The organism is Kocuria salsicia (assembly GCF_039532055.1).
Lineage (GTDB): Bacteria > Actinomycetota > Actinomycetes > Actinomycetales > Micrococcaceae > Kocuria > Kocuria salsicia.
Genome location: NZ_BAAARF010000008.1, coordinates 172,323 through 194,292, shown reverse-complemented (window position 1 = coordinate 194,292; position 21,970 = coordinate 172,323). Strand labels below are relative to the sequence as shown.

Sequence of the window (21,970 nt, the reverse complement as noted above, 5' to 3'; positions counted from 1 at the left end):
GCATCTCCCCGGCCCGTCGTCCGGCAGCGGGCCACGCGGCGTCGTCGACCCCGGCGGCGCGCCCTGGAACCACCGCGCTCAGCCGAGCTCCGCCTGCAGAATGTCGATCACGCGGATCAGGTGCAGGTGCGCCTCGGCCTGCGGGAAGTTGCCCGTGGCGCGGTGCTGGGACGGCGAGTAGGTGGAGGCCAGCAGACCCAGATCGTTGGCCGTGGAGAGCACGAGATCCGTGACCCGCACGGCCTCCTGCGTGTGCCCGCACATGGCCAGCTGCTCCGCGAGCTGCAGCGTGGCGGAGATGGACGGGGCGGACTGCCCCGCGAAGCCGTCCTGGCCGATCGAGGACGCGAACGCCTCGGCGTCGTCCAGGTCCGTGAGCTGCGGCAGGTTGCGGTAACGGTGCAGCAGCCCCGAGCTATCGGTGAGCTCGGTGCGGATGCGTTCCACGGTGCCGAGCATGCGCTCGTCGTCGTAGGCCACGAAACCCACCATGGGCAGCTGCAGCAGGGAGGCGTCCACGTCCGTGGAGCCGTAGTACTGCACGAACGAGCCCACCTGGGGGTCGTAGCCGCTGGTCCAGATCTCGTGCGCGAGCTGGTCGCGGTGCTCCTCCCAGGTCTCCACGTCCCCGGGCAGGCCGTGGATGCGCACGGCGTCCACACCTGCCTGCATGGCGGCCCACATCATCACGCGCGAGTGCGTGTAGTACTGGGGCTCGCCGCGCATCTCCCAGATTCCCTGGTCCTTCTCCTCGTAGTTGGCCACCACGGCGCGCAGCAGCGCCTGCTGCAGCGGCCACGAGAGGTGGTCCTCCTGCACACCGCGCCGGCGCAGCATCTCGAACACGCGCAGCACGTGCCCGGCCACGTCCGACTGGTAGTGGCTGCCGGAGGAGTTGCCGTCGCGCACGGGCCGCGAGCGCTCGTAGCCCGGCAGGTCCACCAGGCGCTCACGGATCTGGGGTGAGCCGTCCAGGGTGTAGATGTTGGAGGGGTTGTTGACGTCCCCGGCCACCGCGCGCAGCAGCCAGTTGCGCAGCTGGGCGGCCTCGCGGTCGTGGCCGTGGTCCAGCATGACCTCCAGCGCGGACGCGGCATCCCGGGGCCACGAAAGCCGGTGGTCCCAGTTGCGCTCCGCACCCACGACCTCCGGCAGTGACGTGGTGGGGGCGCCGATCAGCCCGCCCGTGGCCTGGTGCATCAGTCCGCGCACCACCAGCAGGCTGCGCCGGACGAGGTCCGCGGGCTCGTCGTCCGTGGCCGTGAGCGTGAACCCGCCCAGGGCGGCGCCCTCGTGGTGGGGGCGGTCCCCGTGACGACCCACGTCCCGTGCCGAGGGGCGCTCGGAGGTGTCGAGGTCCCCGGCGCCCGCACCGGAGGCGTGCAGCGCGGGCGGCTGCTCGTCCGGGTCCGTGTGGTTCATGGCCGCGGGATCCGTGAGGGGGTCGTAGGGCTCGTAGCGCTCTGTCCACTCCTGCCACAGGTTCACGGTGGCCGTCAGCGTCTCGTTCACGTCCACCGCCTCCGGGGGCACGCCGTGGGACGGGAACCACGTGAGCGTGAAGTCCCGGGTCTGACCGGCCGCCGCCGTGAACGAGCCCGCGTGGCGGCGCTTGGTCTTGTCCGGATCCGCCTCCGGCAGCGGATCGCCGTGGAAGACCACGGAGTCCGGACCGGCCATGCCCACCAGCACGGACTCGGCCTCGGCGTCCTCCGACTCGTCCTCGAGCACGTCGAAGCGGCTCAGCCACGGCACGGACGAGCCGTAGTTGAAGCGCAGCCGGAGGTCCTGGAACATCTCCACCTCACCCGTGAGGCCCTCCACCCGGCGGATCAGCTCGGTGCGGGCGTTGAGCGGCATGAAGTCCGTGACGCGCACCGTGCCGGTGTCCGTGGACCACACCGTGTGCAGCACGAACGTGTTCTCCGCGTAGAAGCGCTCCACCGCGATCACACCGGGCAGGGACATGTCCACCGCGGCGTCGTCGTCCACCGCGCAGTACGGCGCGAGCAGCCAGCGTCCGTGGTCCGGGGTGCCCAACAAAGCCGCGAACAGTGCCGGGGAGTCGAAGCGCGGCACGCACCACCAGTCCACCGACCCGTGCCGGGAGACCAGCGGCCCGCTGCGCATGTTGGACAGCAGGGCGTAGTCCTCGATCTTTGAAGCCATGCCCCCAGAATCTCACGAACGCGCGGGCGGCTCACCTCGCACGAAACTCTGGCCGTTCGGCCAGTGCCCGCTGGGAGGGCCCCCGATACCGTGGATGCTCCATCCGGTTCCGTCCGACGGTTCCGGGGCCCGGGCCCCCTCGACCCGGCGGACGCCACCGCGACCAATGCAGGAGGGCACCACCCGTGACCAAGCCCTACCAGCCAGCGTTTCGCGCCGCCCAGCCCGGCGAGCGCGTGGGCCCCCTGAAGGCCCTGCGCCACTTCCTCGGCAGGGGCTTCCAGTTCTCCGGCCGCGCATCCCGTTCCGAGTACTGGTGGATCGCCCTGTACGCCGCGCTGCTGTCCTGGGGCGGCAACTATGCGGACAAGCACGACTGCTTCAGCGAACCCCTGCCCGGGGGACCCGAGTGGATCGCCGTGGTCTATCTCCTCCTGGCCCTCGCGATGCTGGCTACTGCGATCCTGTGCGTGGTCTTCGGGATCGCGCTGTCCGTCCGGCGACTGCACGACGCCAATCTCTCCGGGCTCTGGTACCTCCTGATCCCCGTTGCCACCCGGTGACGCCACACCTCGCAGCGCTTGCCACGCACCCGCCCTGCCCCTAAAGTTCGGTACACCGAATATTATGATTCAACATGGCGGAGGTGTGTCCTGGTGGGACGTCGACGCGGCTGGAGAGCAGCGGTGGTGGCCGTGGTCGGGGTGCTGGCCCTGAACGGGTGCGCGCAGTCTGGAGGCACCGAGGCGCCGGGCGCCTCCGGCGCAACGAGGTCTGGCAAACCCACGGTCCTGGCCACCTTCACGGTGCTCGCGGACATGGCCCGGGTAGTTGGCGGTGAGCACGTGGCCGTGGAGTCCGTGACCAGGCCCGGGGCGGAGATCCACGACTACGAGCCCACCCCCACGGACGTGGGCAAGGCGTCCAGTGCCCAGCTGGTCCTGGACAACGGGCTCGGCCTGGAGGGCTGGCTCGGGCAGTTCGTGACCTCGGCCAACGTGCCGCACACGGTGGTCTCCGAGGGCGTTCCCACGGTGGACATCGAGGACCAGCCCGGAACACCTAATCCCCACGCCTGGATGAGTCCCACGAACGGGCAGCGCTACGTTGACAACATCGTGACCGCCCTGAGCGACCTCGATCCCGAGCACGCCGCACGGTTCCGGGAGAACGGCGACAGGTACAAGGAGCAGCTGGAAGAGGTCCGCACGGGCCTGCGGGAACGGCTGGACCGAGTCCCCGCGAACCAGCGCGCGCTGCTCACGTGCGAGGGCGCCTTCTCCTACTTCGCGCGGGACACCGGGCTGATCGAGCACTACCTCTGGCCCGTGAACTCCGAACAGGAGGCGGGCCCGCAGGAGCTGCGCTCGGCAATCGACACCGTGCGGCACAACCACGTCCCGGCGGTGTTCTGCGAGTCGACCGTCTCGGACCGGCAGATGCAGCAGGTGGTCGAGGCCACGGACGCCCGGTTCGGCGGCACCCTCTACGTGGATTCCCTCTCGGAGGCGGACGGTCCCGTCCCCACCTACCTCGAGCTGATGTGCCACGACGCGGACACCATTGCCCGTGGCCTGGTCCGGGAGCAGCGGTGAGACCCGCGATCCGGGCACGCGGCGTCGTCGTCGACTACGGCCGGGTCCGCGCGCTGGACGGCGTGGACCTTCAGGTGGCGCCCGGGCGCGTGACCGGGCTGGTGGGCATGAACGGCTCCGGGAAGTCCACACTGCTCAAGGCGGTTACGGGAAACGTCCCCCTGGCCGCGGGCGAGGTCCAGCTGGACGGCCAGAGCCCGCGCGAGGCTCGGAAACGGGGACTCGTCGGCTACGTGCCACAGAGCGAGGACGTGGACTGGTCCTTCCCGCTGTCCGTGGGGGACGTCGTCACCACGGGTCGCTACGGGAGCATGGGCTTCACCCGGCGGGTGCGCCCGGAGGACGCAGCGGCCGTGACGGACGCGCTCGAGCGCGTGGAGCTGACCGAGCTGTCCCGGCGACAGATCGGGCAGCTCTCCGGCGGGCAGCGCAAGCGCGTGTTCGTGGCACGCGCGATCGCACAGTGCGCGCGGATCCTGCTGCTCGACGAACCCTTCGCCGGCGTGGACAAGCGCAGCGAGGCGACCATCGTGCGGCTGCTGCGCGAGCTCGCCGGGCAGGGCTGCGCCGTGCTGGTGGCCACGCACGATCTCCAGGCGTTGCCCGCTCTCGCTCAGGACGTGGTCCTGCTGCGCCGCCGCGTGCTCTTCCACGGGCCCGTGGCCGAGGGACTCACGCCGAAGAACCTGGTGCGCACCTTCGGCCTGGACGTCCTTTCCCGTTCTGCGGAACCGGGCGGGGACGACGACGCCGCGGTGCCGGGCCACACGCCCGCCGTCGCCTCCGACCACTCACGCGCGGACGACGCCGCGCACTCGCCCCAACGGGAGGAGACCTCGTGAACCCCGTGGACCTGTTCACCGAACTGCTGAGCTACGAGTTCATGGTGCGTGCCCTCGTGACCACGGTGGCCGCGGCGGCCGTGTGCGCGGTGCTCTCGTGCTGGCTGGTGCTCGTGGGGTGGTCGCTCATGGGGGACGCCGTCTCCCACGCGGTGCTGCCCGGCGTGGTGCTCGCATACATCCTGGGCCTCCCGTTCACCGTGGGGGCGCTGGTCGCGGGGGTGCTCGCGGTGGTGCTGATCGGCGGGCTGCGCGGGACGAGCAGGATCAAGGAGGACGCGTCGATCGGGATCGTGTTCACGTCCCTGTTCGCACTGGGGCTCGTGCTCATCTCCGTCACGCCGAGCCAGACGAACCTCAGCCACATCGTCTTCGGCAACGTGCTGGGGATCTCCCCGGCCGAGCAGCTGCAAATCTGCGCGCTGGCCGTGGTGGCTCTGACTGTGATGGTGCTCAAGAGGCGGGACCTGACCCTCTACGCCTTCGACCCGTTGCACACCCAGGCCATCGGGCTCTCCCCCAGGGCACTCGGTGCGCTGCTGCTAGGGCTGCTGGCCGTGACCTCCGTGGTCGCGCTGCAGGTGGTGGGGGTGGTGCTCGTGGTCGCCATGCTCATCACCCCGGGAGCCACCGCACACCTGCTCACCGACAGGTTCGGGGTCATGCTCGTGCTCGCGCCGAGCATGTCGGTGACGTGCTCGGTGGTGGGCATCTACCTCAGCTACTGGCTCGACGCCTCCCCCGGCGGGCTCGTGGTGCTCGCCCACTCAGCGGCCTTCGCGCTCGCCTACCTGCTCAGCCCCGCGCACGGGGTGCTGGGCGGCAGACTTGCCGCACGACGTCGCCGGAGTAGCGAATCTTCATCCTCAGTCCCTCCGGCCTGTCCACCAACGACCACTTCGTAATACGGTCCTACCGCGGAGACGGTGAACGGCGCGCCGGTGACGGACGAGATGATCCGAGAGTGGGCCGACGAAATGGAGCACCTCAGTCGTTCCAGTGTCATCCGGGCGGCACTGCGCTGCTGGGTGGCGTGAAGATCAACAGCAGCTGGGCGGACTGACCCTCCGGGCCCCAGGCCTCCAGCCGGTATCCCCGGGCTGACGGGGGGCACAGATGTCGGGTGTGGTGCTCTCCCGGCTAGGAGGACAGAGAAACCCACACAGCGTCCGTGGCGGCGCGACCGAGGGGGACGCTGCGAGCGCCGTCGGTGTGCGTGGCCTGGACCGAGCCCGAGTACGGGCCGTTGGAGCGGATGTCGAGGGGAACACCCACGCCGATACCGTTCTCGGCGAAGAACCGCAGCAGCTCCGAGTCCCGGTCGGAGATCCGCTCCACGCGCACCCGAGTGCCGTCGGCCACAGTGGAGAGGGACACGGCGTCGGGCGGGGTGATGGTGCCGTCCCTGGCGGGGATCGGGTCCCCGTGGGGGTCGCGCCCGGGATGGCCCAGGAGGTCGTCGAGACGGTCGATCATGAAGTCCGACGCCGCGTGCTCAAGGTGCTCCGCCTCGTCGTGGACCTGGTCCCACCGGTAGCCGAGCATCTCCAGCAGGAACGTCTCGATCAGCCGGTGCCGGCGCACCATCTCCACGGCGAGCGAGCAGCCCTGCTCGGTGAGTTCGATGGCCCCGTACGGGCTGTGCGCCACGAGCCCCTGCTCCGTGAGCTTCTTCAGGGCGTCCGAGACAGTGGACTGGCGCAGCCCCACCTGCGCAGCCACGGCCGAGGTGGTGACGGGGTCCTCGGACCACTCCCCCAGGTTCCAGATGGCCCGCAGGTAGTTCTGGTGGCTCACCGAGAGCTTTGCGACCGACATGGTGGGAGACTCTAGCAAGGCAGAGAACCTCGCACCGAGCAACCAGACGTCATGCAGGCGCTCCACGGCGCGTCCTGGTGCGGGAAGTTCATGTCGTACGCATACACTCCGGTAGACCACCCGCTTGGGTGGAAGTCACACTAACCTGTCACCGCCCCGCCAGGCGGTTTACAGGTGGAGGGGAGGGGCTGCCGTGCTGCCCCCTCATGAACCGACGTCGAGCCCCCTCGGGACGACCGCCGCCGAGCCCTCTTCTCCCGTTCCCGCCCGCGCACCAGGCGTGCCGCTCGACGCCGTGGCCCGCGCCGCCACGAGGGGCATCCAGATCTACCCCTCCGTGGCCTCCGCGCAGTTCAGCATCACGGGCAGCCCTCTGGCTCCCGAGCTCACGGTCACGCTGGTCTTTACTCCCGCCCTGGAGAACCCGCGGATCAAGGACGAGATCCGCTACGAACTCATCCCGGGGCTGGAAGTCATCATCGGCGCCCCGTTCGCCCGGGTGACGCTGGACTACACGGATGCAGCACCCGCCTTCACCCCGGCACCCGAGACCGCCGCCTGACGGGGCGGCGGGAGCCGCCCTTCGACCCTTCTCTCGCGGTCACCGCACATGGTGCGATTCCTGCAGCTGATAGACGGGCGTGTCCATCCCCAGCTCCCGGGCCTTGAGCTGCAGCGCGAGGTACTTCGAGTAGTGGCGGGACTGGTGCAGATTGCCGCCGTGAATCCACAACTGCGGCACCGCTGTGGGCTTCCACATGTTGCGCAGCTCCCCTTCCCAGGGACCGGGGTCGCGGGTCGTGTCCGAGCCGTACCCCCAGCACTTGCCCACTGCGTCGGCAACCTCCGGCGAGACGAGATCCGCGAGCCACGCATTCATCGACCCGTACCCGGTCGCATAGACGAGCAGGTCCACGGGGACCAGCCGGTCGCCGTCGACGACCACCCCCTCCGGCACGACCTTGGTGACCTGACCGCGCTCCAGCTGGATCCGGCCGTCGATGATCAGCTGCGATGCTCCCACGTCGATGTAGTACCCGGATCCACGTCGCAGGTACTTCAAGAACAGGCCTGAACCGTCCTCGCCGAAGTCCAACTCGAAACCGGCATCGGTGAGCGCACGGTAGAAGTCCGCATCCCGCTCAGCCATCTGCTCGTACACGGGAATCTGCGCAGCCGGCAGCAGCCGGTACGGCCACGAGGCGAAGAGCATGTCGGCCTTCTCCGTGGTCACCCCGTTCTCCAGGGCCTCCTCCGAGTAAAGCGCGCCCAGCGCCAGCTCCCGCAGGGAGTCGCTGCGGGAGATGTGCGTGGAGGAACGCTGGATCATCGTGACCTCGGCGCCCTTCTCCCACAGGGTCGCCGCGATGTCGTGGGCCGAGTTGTTCGACCCGATGACCACAGCTCGCCTGCCCTCGAGATCTTCTTCCCCACCCGTGAACTCGGAGGAGTGACCCTGCCATCCGGCGAAGTCATCGGCGCCTTCGAAACGGGGGGTGTTTGGGTAACCGGAGACACCCAGTGCGAAGACGAGCTGGGTGGGGTGCAGGACGACCTCCTCGCCACGGCGGTCCACCCGCACGGTCCACGTGCCCGTGCCCTGGTCGAACTGCGCGCCCAGGCACCGTGTGCCAGCCCAGTAGTCGAGTTCCATGATGTCCACGTAGTGCTCGAGCCAGTCCCCCATCTTGTCCTTCGACGGGAAGATCGGCCAGTCGTCGGGGAAGGGCAGGTAGGGCATGTGGTCGTACCAGACCGGGTCGTGCAGGTGCAGCGACTTGTAGCGTTTGCGCCACGAGTCACCCGCCCGCTCGTTCTTCTCTACGACAATCGTCGGCACGCCGAGACGTCGCAGCCGCGCGGCGAGCCCGATGCCACCCTGACCCCCGCCGATGATCAGCACGTACGGCTGCTCGTCGAAACCGAGCCGGGCGTCGCGCTCCGCCCGGGACTCCTTCCATGTCTTGCGCCCCCGGGTGATCTCGTGGGTGACGCCGAGCTCACGGCGGGGGCCCTTCTTCTCCTCGTGCCCCGTCAGTTCCTGCAGGGTGGTCAGCAGTGTCCAGCAACGTCCGTCCACGAGCCTCAGGTGAGCCCAGCCACGCCCGGCGGCGGTCATGAAGTTGAGCCATGCCTCTGCGTTCTCGGCCGTGCCCGATGCGGGCTCGGCGAGCTGCCAATCGTGCGGATCGACTGTCGGCAGCTGGGCCTGGAGCATCGCCGCGATCTCATCGATGCCTTCGAGCGTCTTGAGGTTCCACGTGAATGCCACGAAGTCACGCCAGTAGCAGTCCTCGGCGAAGAGTTCACGCAACGCGTCCTCGTCGTGCGCACGGAGTGCCCGGTCGAAGGCGGCGAGCCACATCTCGACGGCGCTGCTGGCCGCCTGCGGGTCGTCACTCACTGCGGAGCTCTCGCCGGGATCGGTTGCACGGTCGTGGGTCTGAGTCATGTCACTCCCTGATGTGGCTAGGCTATGATTTGGGTCACACTAGCGCGCTTCACCCGCCGACAACACCGGGCAGGACGAAAGCCCTGGGTCGCCACGATCTCCAGCCATCCGGTCCGCCGACCGCGCGTCCGGATCTGCGAGTGGATGACGCCGCCGCCCGCACCGTGAAGCCCATGGCACCGAGGCGCGCAGAGGCCCGGCCTCCCAGAACACGGGAGCCTCGACGTCGGCCCGGGCGGCCCCCACTGCACGTCGGCACCGTTGCCCCCCGGTAACGGGGGGGGCTTCATACCGAGCCCCTCCGGCTCCTCGGAAGGGAAGTGAGAAGCGGAACGGACAACGGTTGGCATCGTGCTGCGCATCATCGGGGCGCGCTCTTCCACTGCTCCAGCCGCCTCCTCATCGCGACGAACCCTTCGGCCCGGATCCCGCCCTGGTTCGGCGCACCTCCCTGCAATCCGCGGTCGCGCCAAAGACCCTCACGCCCGCCACCCAACAGCCCCCAAGGACCCCGCCCGCCCTGAGACCTGCCGGGCGCGCGGAGCGCGCCCGCGGCGTCGCCGTACCCTGGACGTCATGGACGACCCCGCCGACCCCCACCCGGACCGCCCGCAGGACATCCGTGTGACCCACACGCGCAGTACGATCCGCGAAGCGTGCCTGGAGCTGCTGGAGGCGCACGACGCCCGCAGCATCACCATCAGCCAGCTGTGCAAGCAGGCAGGGATCTCCCGCGGCACCTTCTACCAGCACCACTGCGGGCTCGAGGACGTGTACGCGGACATCGTGCGCCAGGAACTCGCCCGCACCGCGAAGGATCTCGACGAGTTCGAGGGTACGCCCGGCCACGACCCCCTGGAGCGCCTGGTGACGTTCGTGCACGCCCGCGGCACCGGCCCCGTGGTGATGATCAGCAACCAGCAGCTGGCCTCACGGGTGCGGCCCATCGTGGAGCAGTGGCTCACCGAACGGATCTCCCTGGCCTCCTACGGCACCGCGCTCGAGGATCTGGACACCGAGCGCCGGGCGCGCGCCTACTTCGTGGCCGGTGGGCTCGCCACCGTGCTCGGGCGGCAGGCGCGCGCGGCCACCGCCACGGCCAGCACGACCGCGATGACCGACCTGCTGCGCGCCTCGATGCGCACCGTCCTGCACCCGCACATGTCCACCACCACATTGCGACAATACCCCCCTAGGGTATAACTTCGAGGCATGAGCGCTTCCGAGACCCCGTCCCCCGGCTACACCCAGGACAAGACCGCGTACGCCCGCCGCCTCAAGCGCATCGAGGGCCAGGTGCGCGGCATCCAGCGCATGGTCGAGGAGGACGCGTACTGCATCGACGTCCTCACCCAGATCTCCGCCATCCAGTCCGCCCTGAAGTCCGTGAGTCTCGGGCTCATGGAGGAGCACCTGGGCCACTGCGTCAAGCACGCCGTGGAGCACGCACACGACACCGGGGACACCTCCGAGATGGACAGCAAGCTCGCGGAGGCCAACGCGGCCATCGCACGCCTGGTCAAGAGCTGAGCGCCCCAGACCACACGGGGCCGTCAGCCCCCCCGAGAACCCTCGAGAACCAAGGAGAACACCATGACCACCACCGTGAACGTTTCCGGAATGACCTGCGGGCACTGCGTCTCGTCCGTGAAGGAAGAACTCGCCGAGGTCCCCGGCGTCACCGCCGTGGACGTGGACCTGAACTCCGGCGGGATCTCCCCCGTGACCATCGAGAGCACCGGGGACCTGGACCTGCAGGCTGTCACCGAGGCCGTGGCGGAAGCCGGGTACAGCGTTGTCTGACCCCGACACTTCCCGCACAGCCACCGTGGACCCCCAGGTCCACGGACCCCTTCGCGAGCTGGACCTGGAGATCACCGGCATGACCTGCGCGTCCTGCGTGGGCCGGATCGAGCGGAAGCTGCGCAAGATCGAGGGGGTGCAGCCCGCGGTCAACCTTGCGCTCGAGTCCGCCGCGGTCCAGGTACCAGCGGATGTCAGCGACCAGCAGATCCTCGACACCGTCAAGCGCGCCGGCTACCAGGCCACCATCACTGGAGGCAGGCAGCCGACGACGTCGCGCGGGGAGAGCGCCGAGGCGACGTCCCTCGGCGCGGCGGGTTCCGACAACTCGGGTTCCGACGCCGCCGGTTCCAGGACCGCGCGACTCTCCGGTTCGTCGTCAGACTCCGGCGGGGCACCCGGTGTCCGCGCGGCAGGCGCGCGGGGCACGACGTCGTCGCCGTCCCCGGGCGCCGCACCGCGCCAGGACCCCGGCGGCCGCGAGGCGAACGAGCACCGCGACCCCGCTCTCGAGACCACCCCCGCCCAGCGGCGGATGGCCGACCTGCGGAAGCGGTTCTGGGTGGCCGCCGCGTTCTCCGTGCCGGTGCTCGTGATGTCGATGGTCCCCGGCGCGCAGTTCCCGCACTGGGGCTGGGTGGCCGCGCTGCTCGCCCTGCCCGTGGTCACGTGGGCGGCCTGGCCGTTCCACCGGGCCACCGCAGTGGGCGCACGCCACCTCTCCACCACCATGGACACCCTCGTGTCCCTGGGCGTGGCGGCGGCCTACCTGTTCTCGGTGTGGCACCTGGTGGTGGACCCCGGCATGACCGCCCATGCCCACCCGGGCACGCCCATGGACATGTCCAGCCACCAGCTGTACTTCGAATCCGCAGCACTCGTGACCACCTTCCTCCTACTCGGCCGCTGGCTCGAGGCACGCGCCAAGTCCCGTTCCGGCGAGGCGCTCAGGGCGCTGCTGGACCTCGGCGCGCAGCAGGCGACCGTGGTCGACCAGGACGGCACCGAGCGCACCGTCCCCGTGTCCGAGCTCGCCGTGGGTGACACCTTCTTGGTGCGCCCGGGGGAGAAGATCGCCACGGATGCCGTGGTGGTGGAGGGTGAGTCCGCCGTGGACGCCTCCATGCTGACCGGGGAATCCGTCCCGGTGGAGGTGGGCCCCGGGGACGAACTGGCCGGCGCCACCGTCAACAACACCGGACGGCTCCTGGCCCGCGCCACCCACGTTGGTGCGGACACCGTCCTCGCCTCGATGGGCCGCACGGTGGCCCGCGCCCAGGCGACCAAGGCCCCCGTGGCCCGGCTTGCGGATCGCATCTCTTCCGTGTTCGTACCCGTGGTCATGGGGGTCGCCCTGCTGACCCTGGTGGTGTGGCTGGTCGTCACCGGAGACCTCAACCGCGCGTTCGTCGCGGCCGTCTCCGTACTGGTGATCGCCTGCCCGTGCGCCCTGGGCCTGGCGACCCCCACCGCCATGCTCACGGGCACCGGGCGCGGCGCCCAACTGGGCATCCTCATCACCTCCGCGGAAGTTCTCGAGGACACCCGCTCCGTGGACACCGTGGTGCTCGACAAGACCGGCACGGTGACCCACGGAAGCATGGCCGTGAGCGAGGTAGCCCCGCTGAACTCGTGGTCGAAGGACCAGGTCCTGGACTTCGCGGCGGCCGTGGAGCGCTACTCGGAGCACCCGATCGCCCAGGCCATCGCCGCGGCGACCCCGCACCGCTACGACGTCACCCGCTTCGAGTCCGCCCCCGGCGGCGGGGTGCGCGGATACGTCCCGGACGGCATGAACGCCCGGGCGGTCGTCGTCGGGCGGGAGTCGTGGCTCGCGAAGAACGGCGTGAAGCTCGACTCCGAGGAGGCCACGGCCCTGAGCCGCGCCCGACAGAACGGCGCCACCACCATCCTCGTGGCGGTCGACGGGCGGCTGGCCGGATTCGTGGACCTGCAGGACACCGTCAAGGAGGAGGCGCCGGAGGCCATTGCCGAGCTGCGTCGTCTGGGTCTGCGCCCCATGCTGCTCACCGGTGACAACGCCGCGGTGGCACGCTCCGTTGCCGCCGCCGTGGGGATCGACCCGCAGGACGTGGTCGCGGACGTCACCCCGGACGGCAAGGTCGAGGCCGTGGAAAAGCTGCAGTCGCAGGGCCGCGTGGTGGCCATGGTGGGCGACGGCGTCAACGACGCCCCCGCGCTCACCCGCGCAGACCTGGGCATCGCCATGGGCTCCGGCACGGACGCCGCCATGCAGGCCGCAGACATCACCGTGGTGCGCAGCGAGCTGACCGCGATCCCCCTGGCCATCAGGCTGTCCCGCAGGACGCTGGCCACCATCAAGTCCAACCTGTTCTGGGCCTTCGCCTACAACACGGTGGCCATTCCGGTGGCTGCGCTGGGCCTGCTGAACCCGATGGTCGCGGGTGCGGCCATGGCCTTCAGCTCAGTGTTCGTGGTCCTCAACTCGTTGCGGCTGCGGGGCTTCGCCCGCTGAGCACGGGGCCCGGCACGACACCCCGGGCGACCCCAGTGGGACCACGGACGCCGAGGAAACCGGTGCACCCGATTGAACCCACCGGCACATGGGACGGGCCCCGGAGAACCAGAACGGTTCTCCGGGGCCCTTCGTCACGGGACGCGACGGCGTCGTGGCGGCGTCGCCACGGCCGCGCACCAAAGATCTGTCAGCGGGCGCTCGAACCCGGTTCCTCGCCCGTGGTGTCGGGGCGCACGCGCTGGCCGAACTCAGGCTCGCCGGAGGTCTTCCCCTCGGCCGCCCCGTCGGTCGCCTCGGTGCGGACGCGCTCCGCCTCCCGCCGAGCCTGGCTCTCGGCGAAGATCCTGGCGGAGGAACGGTTCACCCCGGTGCCCTGTCCCAGCTCCTCGGCGTTGGGCTTCTCGAGCAGCATGAGGGTGGCGCACACGACCACGGAGGCGATGAACGCGATGCCCGCCGCGATCAGGCCGAGGCCCACGCGTGCGGCGTTGTCGGTGCCACCGGCGGCCACCGTGGAGACGACCACGAACGCCACGACCGCCAGGACCACGGAGATGACCAGGGGCCCCTTGATGTCGGTTTTGCGCCGGCCGTCGTGCTCACTGCGCTGGGCCACGTGATTCCTCCTGGCGATGCTCTGGGTGTGGTTCGGGGGTGGGTCACGCCCATCAACCCGACATGTCAGTCTACGCGGTCAGGCCACGCGCTCCGGGCCCCGGCCGGTGCCGTCCGCCGCCCGCGCATCGTGGCGCAGGCTCAGTGCGGCAACCAGCTGGCTCACGCCGAGGATGATAGCGGCGCCGCCCGCGACCCCGAGCTCCGCCTTGGTCCCCAGGTTCTCCACGAGCACCATGCCCATGGCCGCGAACACGGTCACGACGCCGCACAGGCTCCAGTCCCGCCCCAGGGGGAACTCGCGGCGGAAGCGCATGCCCAGGACGAGCTCTGTAATGCCGCACAGCCCCATGATCACGGCGCAGAGCAGGACGAGCAGCCAGTCGCTGTTGGCGACCACGGCGGTGAGCGCTCCGCCGAGCACGTAGAGCACGCCGTAGGACTGGGGGATGCTGCGGCTCGCCCCAAGGTCCACGTCCTCCCGGCGGTTCAGGCGCACCTGCAGGAAGATTGCGGAGATCCCGGTGCCCACCAGGAAGAACGCCATGAGCCACCGGCCGGTGGTCAGGGACGGCTGCTGCCAGAACACGGTCACCGCCGCGAAGACCAGCGCAACCACGGCGCGCAGCAGCACGGGCGCCCACAGGTCGTGGCGCACGTCCGCCGCGCTGGTGCCGGGGCGGCTCTGTCCACCGTGCGGGGCGGAAATCTGCTGGGGCACGCCGAAACTCCTGATCTGCCGTGGTTGTTCCGGCCAGTCTAACGAGGGCGCCCCGGGGAGTTGCCTAGGAGCCGCCCGCCTCCCTCAGGATCCGGCGCAGCACCGCGGTTCCGCGCGTGAGATCCTCGTCCGATGCCGTGAGTCCCAGGACAAGCCCTTCCGCGGAGGACACCGCCGCCGCGCCCCCTCCCACGCCGTCCTCGCCGGGGCGCGCGGTCCAGTACTCCCGCAGCCCGCTCACCAGCACACCGCGCTCCCGGGCGAGCGCGAGCACCCGGGACTCGTCCGCCACCTCCACCACCGCGTGGGCCCCGCCGGCCATGGGCGCCACGGCCACACCGGGGATGCCGGCGAGGGCGGCGGAGACGAGCGAGCGGCGTCGTCGGAAGGATCGGCGCATCCTGGCCGTGTGCCGCTGGAACTCGCCCGAGCCCATGAAACGGGCCAGCGCGTCCTGACCCACGAGCGAGACGGGCGAGCCCAGGTCTGCGCGGGCGGTGAGCAGCCCGGGCAGCAGCGGTGCGGGGGCCACCAGGTGCCCGAGTGCCACCGAGCCGCCCAGGACCTTGGAGAAGCTGCCCAGGGTGACCACGGTGTCCGCGGGGGTGTCCAGGGCCCCGAGCGCGGGCAGCGGCTGGCCGGTGTGGCGCAGCTCGGAGTCGTAGTCGTCCTCGACCACCACCGTGCCGTGCTCACGGGCCCAGCCGAGCAGCTCCACCCGGCGATCCACCGTCATGGTGCCGCCCAGCGGATACTGGTGCCCGGGTGTGACCACCAGGACGTCCGGGAGTGCGGCCACGTCCCACCTGCCGGCCCCGCCCCAACGACCGGCGGGCAGCACCGCAGGGTCCAGCCCGTGCTGGTCCACCCGCACGGGCAGCGCGGTGTGCCCGGTGGCCTCGACCACGCGGCGCAGGGCCGGGTAGCCGGGATTCTCCACCGCCACGCGCAGGGGACGACGACGCGCGGTACCCAGCACGCGCAGCACCAGCTGCAGCCCGTCCCGCACTCCGGCGGTCACGAGGATCTCTTCGGGCGCGCGGACAATCCCCCGGTTCAGCCGCAGATGGTCGGACAGATGCCCCCGCAGGGATGTTTCCGCGCTGTCGCCCAAGGCCGTGGCTCCCGCGGCGTCCCGCCACGCACCGCGCCAGGCGGGGGTGTCCAGGGCAACCACGGGGCCCGCGCCCGGGCGGAGGTCGAGGTGGGAGCCGGGCCGAGCGACCCGGTTCCGCGCGGAACCTGCCGCGCCCCGCCGTGCCGGCGTCCACCCCGCCGATGCCTTGGAAGGATCGCCGGGCGACGTCGTACCCGAACCCCCACGCCGCGCGGCGGCGTTGCGCTGCTCCCCCGGCGAGGTCGTGCGGAGGCTCGGAGCCGACCGCACGACCGGCGCGAGGGAGGGTGTGATCCGCGTGGCGCCGCGGTCGGCCACCAGATAGCCCTCGCCGTTCAGAACGTCCCACGCGGCCGTGACGGTCCCGCGCGAGATGCCGAGCCGGGCTGCGAGCGCACGCGAGGACGGCAGGGGATCACCGGGGTGCAGCACGCCCCGGGCCACGAGCTCGCGGACCTGCCGGACGAGCTGCTCGCCCAGGGGCGCACCCGGGGTGCGGTCCAGCGTGAGCGGCAGGTCGATCTCGCGGGGATGGCGCACGGGCTCTCCTCGGGCTCGGTGGCGGACGCACCGCGCGTCCTTCAGAGTGGACCAGTCGATCTCTCAAATTCTGGTCCTACCATTGGACCACTTTCCGGGCCACGATGGTGGGCATGACTGAAGCCACCCAGACCTCCGCCCAGAACCCCACCCCTGTGACCGGCTCGCGCCTCGTGAAGCGCGGTCTCGCAGACATGCTCAAGGGCGGCGTGATCATGGACGTGGTCACCGCGGAGCAGGCACGGATCGCCGAGGACGCCGGTGCCGTGGCCGTCATGGCACTGGAACGTGTGCCCGCGGACATCCGCTCCCAGGGCGGCGTGGCCCGGATGAGCGATCCGGACCTCATCGAGTCCATCATCGACACCGTCTCCATCCCCGTGATGGCAAAGGCGCGGATCGGGCACTTCGTGGAGGCGCAGGTGCTGCAGCACCTCAAAGTGGACTACATCGACGAGTCCGAGGTGCTCTCTCCCGCGGACTACGCCAACCACATCGACAAGCACCGCTTCGACGTCCCGTTCGTGTGCGGCGCCACCAACCTGGGTGAGGCGTTGCGCCGGATCACCGAGGGCGCGGCCATGATCCGCTCCAAGGGCGAGGCCGGCACGGGCGACGTCTCCGAGGCCACCAAGCACATCCGCACCATCCGAGCGCAGATCGCGGAGTTGCAGGCGCTGTACACCGCTGCCCCGGACGCCCTGTACGTCAAGGCCAAGGAGCTGCAGGCGCCGTACGAGCTCGTGGCCGAGGTGGCCCGCGCCGGGTCCCTGCCGGTCGTGATGTTCACCGCCGGCGGCGTGGCCACCCCCGCGGACGCGGCGATGATGATGCAGCTCGGCGCGGACGGAGTGTTCGTGGGCTCGGGCATCTTCAAGTCCGGCAACCCCGCCGAGCGCGCCCGCGCCATCGTGGCCGCGACCGCCTACTACGACGATCCCGCCCGCATCGCGGAGGCCTCCCGAGGCCTGGGCGAGGCCATGGTCGGCATCAACGTGGCGGACCTGCCCGCACCGCACCGCCTCGCGGAGCGCGGTTGGTGAGCGGGTCCCCCTCGCAGCACCACCCGCACGACGACGCCGCCCTGCCGGGCCCGAGCGCCCACCCCACTGTGGGCGTGCTCGCCCTGCAGGGCGGCGTCGTGGAGCACGTGCGCGCGGTGGAGTCCCTGGGCGCCCGCGCCGTGAAGGTGCGCTCCGCCGATGACCTCGTGGACCCGGACGGCGTCCCCCGCATCGACGCGCTGATCCTGCCCGGCGGGGAGTCCTCCACGGTGGACCGGCTGTGCCGTACGTTCGGACTGTTCGACTCCTTGCAACGGGTGGTCCGCGGAGGCCTGCCCACGCTCGGCACGTGCGCCGGGCTCATCATGCTCTCCTCCGAGATCGAGGATCCGGCCCCCGGCCAGCAGTCCCTCGGGGTGCTGGACGTGAGCGTGAACCGCAACGCGTTCGGTTCGCAGGTGGCCTCTGCGGAGGTGGAGCTGGCGTGGGAGGGCCCAGCGAGCGACGTCGTGGCGCCCGGTGACGTGGTGCGCGCGGCCTTCATCCGCGCCCCCGAAGTGACCCGTGCGGGCGACGGCGTGGAAGTTCTCGCGCGCCACCGGGGTGCGGTGGTGGCGGTGCGCCAGGGCAGCGTGCTGGGCATCAGCTTCCACCCGGAGCTCACCGGGGACACCACCCTGCACCGGATGCTGCTGGAGCAGGTGGCCGCCCGCCGGGGGTGAGCACGGTCGGGGTGAGCGCCCAGACGAACTCGGGCAGGGCGCAGGACGCCCCCCCGACCAGCACCGAGACGGGAAACCCCGGTGCGCCACATCACGACTTCCGGCGCAACAGACTCGCACCGGCGCGCCGATCCGTGTAGACCTGGCCTCTCTGACTACTCACGACGGAGGAACTCTTGGCCGGCTTCACCACACGCACCATCCACGCGCTGCACGACGTCGCCCTGGGTGCCGTGGTGCCCCCGATCCACACCGCCTCCACGTTCCTGCAGCCCACCGAGGGCGGCGAGGGTCCCTTCGAGTACCAGCGCGGGTCGAACCCCACGCGCACCGATGCCGAGACCACCCTGGCGGCGCTCGAGGGCGCCCGGCACTCCTTCGCGTTCGCCACCGGCATGGCTGCCACCGGGGCCGTGCTCGGCACCCTGCACGCCGGTGACTCGGTGATCATGGGCCTGCCCGTCTACGGCGGCAACTACCGGTGGGCCACCATTGAGCTGCCCAAGCGCGGGATCACCACGCACTTCCACGACGACCTCAACCGGCTCTCGGACGAGGACTTCGACGAGAGCACGCGCATCGTGTTCCTCGAGACGCCGTCCAACCCCACGCTGCGCGTGACCGACATCCGACGTGTCGTCGAGCTTGCCCACCGCCACGGCGCCATGGTGGTCGTGGACAACACGTTCCTCACCCCGTACCTGCAGCGCCCGCTGGAGCTGGGCGCGGACGCCACCGTGCAGTCCGCCACCAAGTACCTCGGCGGCCACGGGGACCTGCTGGGCGGCGTGGTCAGCACCAACGACGACGAGATGGCCCAGCAGCTGCACCTGGCACAGATGGTCTCGGGCGGGGTGCTCTCCCCCATCGACTCCTACCGACTGATCCAGTCTGTGAAGACCCTCGGCATCCGCCTGGACCGCCAGCAGGAGAACGCCCACCGGATCGTAGAGTTCCTGCGCGGCCGGGACGAGGTGGCGCGAGTCCTCGTCCCCGGATCCTTCGACGAGGAGGAGGCCCGGATCCAGGAGGCCCAGGCGGACGGGCTCGGGGGGCTGTTCTCCTTCGAGCTCCTCCCAGGCAAGGACGTCCGGGCGTTCCTCGGCCGCCTGGAGATCTTCGGCTTCGCAGTGAGCCTGGGCGGCATCGAGTCTCTGATCTGCCTCCCCGCATCCATGACCCATGGGGCATACTCACCTGAGGACCGCGAGCTGGCGCACCTGAGCGAGAACCTGCTGCGCGTGGCCGTGGGCATCGAGGACGTCGAGGACCTCATCGCGGACCTCGCCCAGGCCCTCGACGCGGCCTGAGAGGGGAACCCACCGTGGACTCACGTCGAGCATCCCGCCGGGCCGTGCTCAGCGGCACCGGCCTGGCGGGGCTGGTTGCCGTGCTGGCCGCCTGCTCACCGGGCGGCGGCTCCGAGGACTCGGGTGCCTCCGAGGACCTGCTGACCAGGATCCAGCGCACCGGTGAGGTGCGCATCGGCATGGAGGGCACGTTCCGCCCGTACGGCTACCACGACGACTCCGGCGCCCTGGTGGGCTATGAAAAGGAGATCGGGGACCTGATCGCCAAGGACCTCGGGGTGCGCGCCACCTACGTTGAGACCCAGTGGGACTCGCTGATCGCGGGGGTGGACGCGGGCCGCTACGACCTTGTCATGAACAACATCGCACCCACGGCCGAGCGCAGGGAGAACTTCGACTTCTCCATCCCCTACGCGATCTCCCAGGGCCGCGCCGGGGTCGCCCAGGACTCCCCGCTGACGTCCGTTGACGAGATCTCCGGGCACACCTCCGCCCAGACCGAGACCTCCAACTTCGGCAAGAGCATGGCCGCCCTGGGGGCCCAGCTGGTGCCCACCACGGGGTTCGACGAGGCCATCATGCTCGTGACCTTCGGGCGCGTGGAGATGACCGCCAACGACTTCGTGACGTTCCAGGCGTTCTTCGAGCAGCGCCCTGACGCCAGGATCCGTCTCCTGGACGGCCAGGTGGGAGACGCCTCGGAGTCCGCGGTGCTCATGGCCCGCAACCAGCCACGGCTGCGAGCCGCCGTGGACAAGTCCCTGACCACCCACATGGACAACGGCGATCTGGCCAAGATCTTCGAGAAATACGTGTCCACCGACCTCACCCCGGAGTCATGACCGATTTCCTGAGCCTTTGGGCCGATTCCCTTCCGCAGCTGCTGCTGGCCACCGTCAAGGTGACCATCCCGCTGAGCATCATCGCCTTCGTCCTCGCCCTGGTGGTGGCGGTGCTCGCCACCGCCATGCGCCTGAGCGGCATCCGCCCCCTGCAGTGGATCTCCCGCTTCTACGTGTGGCTGTTCCGCGGCACCCCGATCCTGGTGCAGCTGTTCATCATCTTCTACGGGCTGCCCGCCGCCGGCATCACGCTCTCCGCGTGGACCTCCGCGATCCTCGCGTTCACCCTGAACACGGGGGCCTACGCGGCGGAGACCCTGCGGGCCTCCGTGCAGTCCATCCCCCGGGGCCAGCTCGAAGCCGCCCGGACGCTGAACTACACGGGCTGGCAGACGGTGCGCCACGTCGTCGCGCCCCAGGCCCTGCGGATCGCGCTGCCTCCCCTGGGCAACGACCTCATCGACCTGGTCAAGGGCACCTCCCTGGTCATGGTCATCACCCTGGCGGACGTGTTCCAGGTGGGCCGTCAGATCGCCGCGACCAACTTCCAGCCCCTCGCGCTCTACGCGGAGGTGGCTGTGATCTACCTGGCGATCTTCACTGTCCTCTCGCTGCTGCAGTCCCGCCTCGAACGGGTGTCCAACCGCTACATCAGGAGTTCCCATGCTTGAGCTGACAGACGTCTCCAAGAGCTTCGGGGACACCACCGTCCTGCGGGGGATCACTCTGGCGCTGCCCAACGGGGAGACCACCGTGATCCTCGGGCCGTCCGGCTCCGGGAAGTCCACCCTGCTGCGCACCATGAACCTGCTCGAGGTCCCCGAGTCCGGGCGCCTGGACATCAACGGGGACTCCGTGACCTTCGGGGCGCAGCTGACCCGCAGGCAGATCTCCGCGATCCGCCGCCGCTCCGCCATGGTCTTCCAGGGCTACAACCTCTTCCCGCACGAGACGGTGCTGGACAACGTGGCCATGCCCCCGGCACTGAACGGCAAGGCGGACCGCGTCACGGCCCGGGCTCGCGCAGTGGAGCTGCTGGAGTCCGTGGGAATGGGCCACCGGTTGGAGGAGTACCCGGACAACCTCTCCGGCGGGCAGCAGCAGCGCGTGGCGATCGCCAGGGCCCTGGCCGTGGAGCCGGACTACCTGCTCTTCGACGAGCCCACCTCCGCCCTGGACCCCGAGCTGGAGGCCGAGGTCATCAGGGTCATGGTGGACCTCGCCCGCGAGCGCCGTTCCCTGGTGGTGGTCACGCACAACATCGGCTTCGCCCGCCGGGTCGCGGACCGCATCGTCTTCCTCGCGGACGGCGGGATCGGCTTCGACGGCGCCCCGGAGGACTTCTTTGCCTCGGACAGTGAACGGATCCGGCGCTACCTCAACGTCTTCGACGCCGTGTGAGCCCGTGACGCCCGCCGTTGCGGCGGTGCCGGTGGCGGCGGGTGCCGACGACGACGCCCGGTGCGGGTGCTGCCCGTGGTGCCGCTACGGCGTGATATCTCCACGGCACCCTGCCTCCACAGCGGCCGGCGAACTCGCGGTGCCGCGGACGGGACGCGTGCCAGACGGCCGTGAGCGCGGCGGCAGGCGCCCGTGTCGCCCAGGGAGACCAGCACGTGGGTGCCGGCCCCCAGGACCACGGCGGACAGCAGCGGTCCCGCCGGCAGCCGGGACGGCCGCAGGTGCTCGATCGGGTTCATGGTGCCCCGCTTTCCCCGGACCTCCCCTGTCCGCACAGGATCGGCCGCCATCCGCCTCCCTGTAGGTGCGGGGCCTCCGCCGGTGCGTGTGATGCGCACAGCTCCAGGAGCCCGGTGAACAGGAACTCTTGGTGACCGGGTGGTCCTCGTGGGGGGGAGATCTTCCTCGGCCACCGGGTCGTCGTGAACCGGGAAGTGTGAACCGCGCACCGGGCCGGAT

The 21,970-nt window shown here is 70.4% G+C and carries 21 protein-coding genes; 15 read left to right on the top strand and 6 right to left on the bottom strand.

The window, feature by feature from the left end; genetic code table 11:
* Positions 1 to 78 precede the first annotated feature (78 nt).
* Positions 79 to 2,169: a glycoside hydrolase family 15 protein gene (locus ABD264_RS08030; RefSeq protein WP_344205357.1), complete on the bottom strand. Its 2,091-nt coding sequence runs from the start codon at positions 2,167 to 2,169 to the stop codon at positions 79 to 81.
* Between the two features lie 185 nt (positions 2,170 to 2,354).
* On the opposite strand from ABD264_RS08030, the gene ABD264_RS08025 reads away from it, so the two are divergent.
* The 4 genes from ABD264_RS08025 to ABD264_RS08010 all read left to right on the top strand — a co-directional run bounded on the left by ABD264_RS08025 (position 2,355) and on the right by ABD264_RS08010 (position 5,511).
* Entirely contained in the window at positions 2,355 to 2,732 is a 378-nt protein-coding gene (locus tag ABD264_RS08025) for a DUF805 domain-containing protein (RefSeq protein WP_303106133.1), read from the top strand.
* A gap of 93 nt (positions 2,733 to 2,825) precedes the next feature.
* Positions 2,826 to 3,764 carry a metal ABC transporter substrate-binding protein gene (locus tag ABD264_RS08020; RefSeq protein ID WP_303106134.1) on the top strand — a complete coding sequence of 313 codons (939 nt, stop codon included), beginning with the start codon at positions 2,826 to 2,828 and terminating at the stop codon, positions 3,762 to 3,764.
* Entirely contained in the window at positions 3,761 to 4,606 is an 846-nt protein-coding gene (locus tag ABD264_RS08015) for a metal ABC transporter ATP-binding protein (RefSeq protein ID WP_303106135.1), read from the top strand. Before ABD264_RS08020 ends, ABD264_RS08015 begins: the two co-directional genes overlap by 4 nt.
* Before the next feature lie 41 nt (positions 4,607 to 4,647).
* Entirely contained in the window at positions 4,648 to 5,511 is an 864-nt protein-coding gene (locus ABD264_RS08010) for a metal ABC transporter permease (RefSeq protein WP_425554309.1), read from the top strand.
* 235 nt (positions 5,512 to 5,746) lie between these two features.
* On the opposite strand, the gene ABD264_RS08005 is transcribed toward ABD264_RS08010, so the two are convergent.
* Positions 5,747 to 6,424 (bottom strand): metal-dependent transcriptional regulator, encoded by a 678-nt coding sequence (locus ABD264_RS08005; protein ID WP_303106137.1) that lies wholly within the window; start codon positions 6,422 to 6,424, stop codon positions 5,747 to 5,749.
* A 193-nt stretch (positions 6,425 to 6,617) separates the two neighbouring features.
* On the opposite strand from ABD264_RS08005, the gene ABD264_RS08000 reads away from it, so the two are divergent.
* A complete protein-coding gene (locus ABD264_RS08000) occupies positions 6,618 to 6,986 on the top strand; it encodes a hypothetical protein (RefSeq protein ID WP_179229820.1) in 369 nt (122 codons plus the stop codon).
* 39 nt (positions 6,987 to 7,025) lie between these two features.
* On the opposite strand, the gene ABD264_RS07995 is transcribed toward ABD264_RS08000, so the two are convergent.
* The gene (locus tag ABD264_RS07995; RefSeq protein ID WP_425554303.1) at positions 7,026 to 8,876 is read right to left on the bottom strand and encodes an NAD(P)-binding domain-containing protein; all 1,851 of its coding nucleotides are present in this window, start codon (positions 8,874 to 8,876) and stop codon (positions 7,026 to 7,028) included.
* Positions 8,877 to 9,452: 576 nt separating this feature from the next.
* Here ABD264_RS07995 and ABD264_RS07990 point away from each other — a divergent pair.
* From ABD264_RS07990 to ABD264_RS07975, 4 genes are all read left to right on the top strand, one after another.
* Complete coding sequence (locus ABD264_RS07990; RefSeq protein WP_303106138.1) at positions 9,453 to 10,079, top strand: TetR/AcrR family transcriptional regulator; 627 nt, start codon at positions 9,453 to 9,455, stop codon at positions 10,077 to 10,079.
* A 9-nt stretch (positions 10,080 to 10,088) separates the two neighbouring features.
* A complete protein-coding gene (locus tag ABD264_RS07985) occupies positions 10,089 to 10,406 on the top strand; it encodes a metal-sensitive transcriptional regulator (protein WP_055085697.1) in 318 nt (105 codons plus the stop codon).
* 63 nt (positions 10,407 to 10,469) lie between these two features.
* Positions 10,470 to 10,679, top strand: a complete 210-nt coding sequence (locus ABD264_RS07980; RefSeq protein WP_144941398.1) for a heavy-metal-associated domain-containing protein — start codon at positions 10,470 to 10,472, stop codon at positions 10,677 to 10,679.
* Positions 10,672 to 13,176 carry a heavy metal translocating P-type ATPase gene (locus ABD264_RS07975; protein ID WP_344205350.1) on the top strand — a complete coding sequence of 835 codons (2,505 nt, stop codon included), beginning with the start codon at positions 10,672 to 10,674 and terminating at the stop codon, positions 13,174 to 13,176. The genes ABD264_RS07980 and ABD264_RS07975 overlap by 8 nt, the downstream gene beginning before the upstream one ends.
* A 190-nt stretch (positions 13,177 to 13,366) precedes the next feature.
* Here the strand turns inward: ABD264_RS07975 and ABD264_RS07970 are convergent, their stop codons facing one another.
* From ABD264_RS07970 to pdxR, 3 genes are all read right to left on the bottom strand, one after another.
* Positions 13,367 to 13,795: a hypothetical protein gene (locus ABD264_RS07970; protein ID WP_144941402.1), complete on the bottom strand. Its 429-nt coding sequence runs from the start codon at positions 13,793 to 13,795 to the stop codon at positions 13,367 to 13,369.
* 78 nt (positions 13,796 to 13,873) lie between these two features.
* Positions 13,874 to 14,515, bottom strand: coding sequence for a DUF308 domain-containing protein (locus ABD264_RS07965; RefSeq protein WP_244944891.1), 642 nt, complete (start codon positions 14,513 to 14,515; stop codon positions 13,874 to 13,876).
* Positions 14,516 to 14,579: 64 nt separating this feature from the next.
* Positions 14,580 to 16,172: a MocR-like pyridoxine biosynthesis transcription factor PdxR gene (pdxR, locus tag ABD264_RS07960; RefSeq protein WP_344205348.1), complete on the bottom strand. Its 1,593-nt coding sequence runs from the start codon at positions 16,170 to 16,172 to the stop codon at positions 14,580 to 14,582.
* A 113-nt stretch (positions 16,173 to 16,285) separates the two neighbouring features.
* Between pdxR and pdxS the strand changes: the two genes are divergently transcribed.
* From pdxS to ABD264_RS07930, 6 genes are all read left to right on the top strand, one after another.
* Positions 16,286 to 17,215 carry a pyridoxal 5'-phosphate synthase lyase subunit PdxS gene (gene pdxS / locus ABD264_RS07955; protein ID WP_144941406.1) on the top strand — a complete coding sequence of 310 codons (930 nt, stop codon included), beginning with the start codon at positions 16,286 to 16,288 and terminating at the stop codon, positions 17,213 to 17,215.
* Positions 17,212 to 17,898, top strand: a complete 687-nt coding sequence (gene pdxT, locus ABD264_RS07950) for a pyridoxal 5'-phosphate synthase glutaminase subunit PdxT (RefSeq protein WP_186367253.1) — start codon at positions 17,212 to 17,214, stop codon at positions 17,896 to 17,898. Before pdxS ends, pdxT begins: the two co-directional genes overlap by 4 nt.
* Before the next feature lie 176 nt (positions 17,899 to 18,074).
* The gene (locus tag ABD264_RS07945) at positions 18,075 to 19,208 is read left to right on the top strand and encodes a trans-sulfuration enzyme family protein (RefSeq protein ID WP_344205345.1); all 1,134 of its coding nucleotides are present in this window, start codon (positions 18,075 to 18,077) and stop codon (positions 19,206 to 19,208) included.
* A gap of 14 nt (positions 19,209 to 19,222) precedes the next feature.
* Positions 19,223 to 20,050, top strand: a complete 828-nt coding sequence (locus ABD264_RS07940) for an amino acid ABC transporter substrate-binding protein (RefSeq protein ID WP_167317907.1) — start codon at positions 19,223 to 19,225, stop codon at positions 20,048 to 20,050.
* On the top strand, positions 20,047 to 20,721 hold the full coding sequence (locus ABD264_RS07935) for an amino acid ABC transporter permease (protein ID WP_012397183.1): 675 nt from the start codon (positions 20,047 to 20,049) through the stop codon (positions 20,719 to 20,721). The genes ABD264_RS07940 and ABD264_RS07935 overlap by 4 nt, the downstream gene beginning before the upstream one ends.
* On the top strand, positions 20,714 to 21,451 hold the full coding sequence (locus ABD264_RS07930) for an amino acid ABC transporter ATP-binding protein (RefSeq protein WP_144941408.1): 738 nt from the start codon (positions 20,714 to 20,716) through the stop codon (positions 21,449 to 21,451). Before ABD264_RS07935 ends, ABD264_RS07930 begins: the two co-directional genes overlap by 8 nt.
* The last annotated feature ends 519 nt before the right edge of the window (positions 21,452 to 21,970 follow it).

Excerpts from the sequence above, each read along its gene's own strand:
- ABD264_RS08010 (WP_425554309.1), top strand. The coding sequence starts at position 4,648 with ATGGTGCGTGCCCTCGTGACCACGGTGGCCGCGGCGGCCGTGTGCGCG.
- ABD264_RS07930 (WP_144941408.1), top strand. The coding sequence starts at position 20,714 with ATGCTTGAGCTGACAGACGTCTCCAAGAGCTTCGGGGACACCACCGTC.
- pdxS (WP_144941406.1), top strand. The coding sequence starts at position 16,286 with ATGACTGAAGCCACCCAGACCTCCGCCCAGAACCCCACCCCTGTGACC.
- ABD264_RS07995 (WP_425554303.1), bottom strand. The coding sequence starts at position 8,876 with ATGACTCAGACCCACGACCGTGCAACCGATCCCGGCGAGAGCTCCGCA.
- ABD264_RS07980 (WP_144941398.1), top strand. The coding sequence starts at position 10,470 with ATGACCACCACCGTGAACGTTTCCGGAATGACCTGCGGGCACTGCGTC.
- ABD264_RS07935 (WP_012397183.1), top strand. The coding sequence starts at position 20,047 with ATGACCGATTTCCTGAGCCTTTGGGCCGATTCCCTTCCGCAGCTGCTG.
- ABD264_RS07985 (WP_055085697.1), top strand. The coding sequence starts at position 10,089 with ATGAGCGCTTCCGAGACCCCGTCCCCCGGCTACACCCAGGACAAGACC.
- ABD264_RS08030 (WP_344205357.1), bottom strand. The coding sequence starts at position 2,169 with ATGGCTTCAAAGATCGAGGACTACGCCCTGCTGTCCAACATGCGCAGC.
- ABD264_RS08005 (WP_303106137.1), bottom strand. The coding sequence starts at position 6,424 with ATGTCGGTCGCAAAGCTCTCGGTGAGCCACCAGAACTACCTGCGGGCC.
- ABD264_RS07990 (WP_303106138.1), top strand. The coding sequence starts at position 9,453 with ATGGACGACCCCGCCGACCCCCACCCGGACCGCCCGCAGGACATCCGT.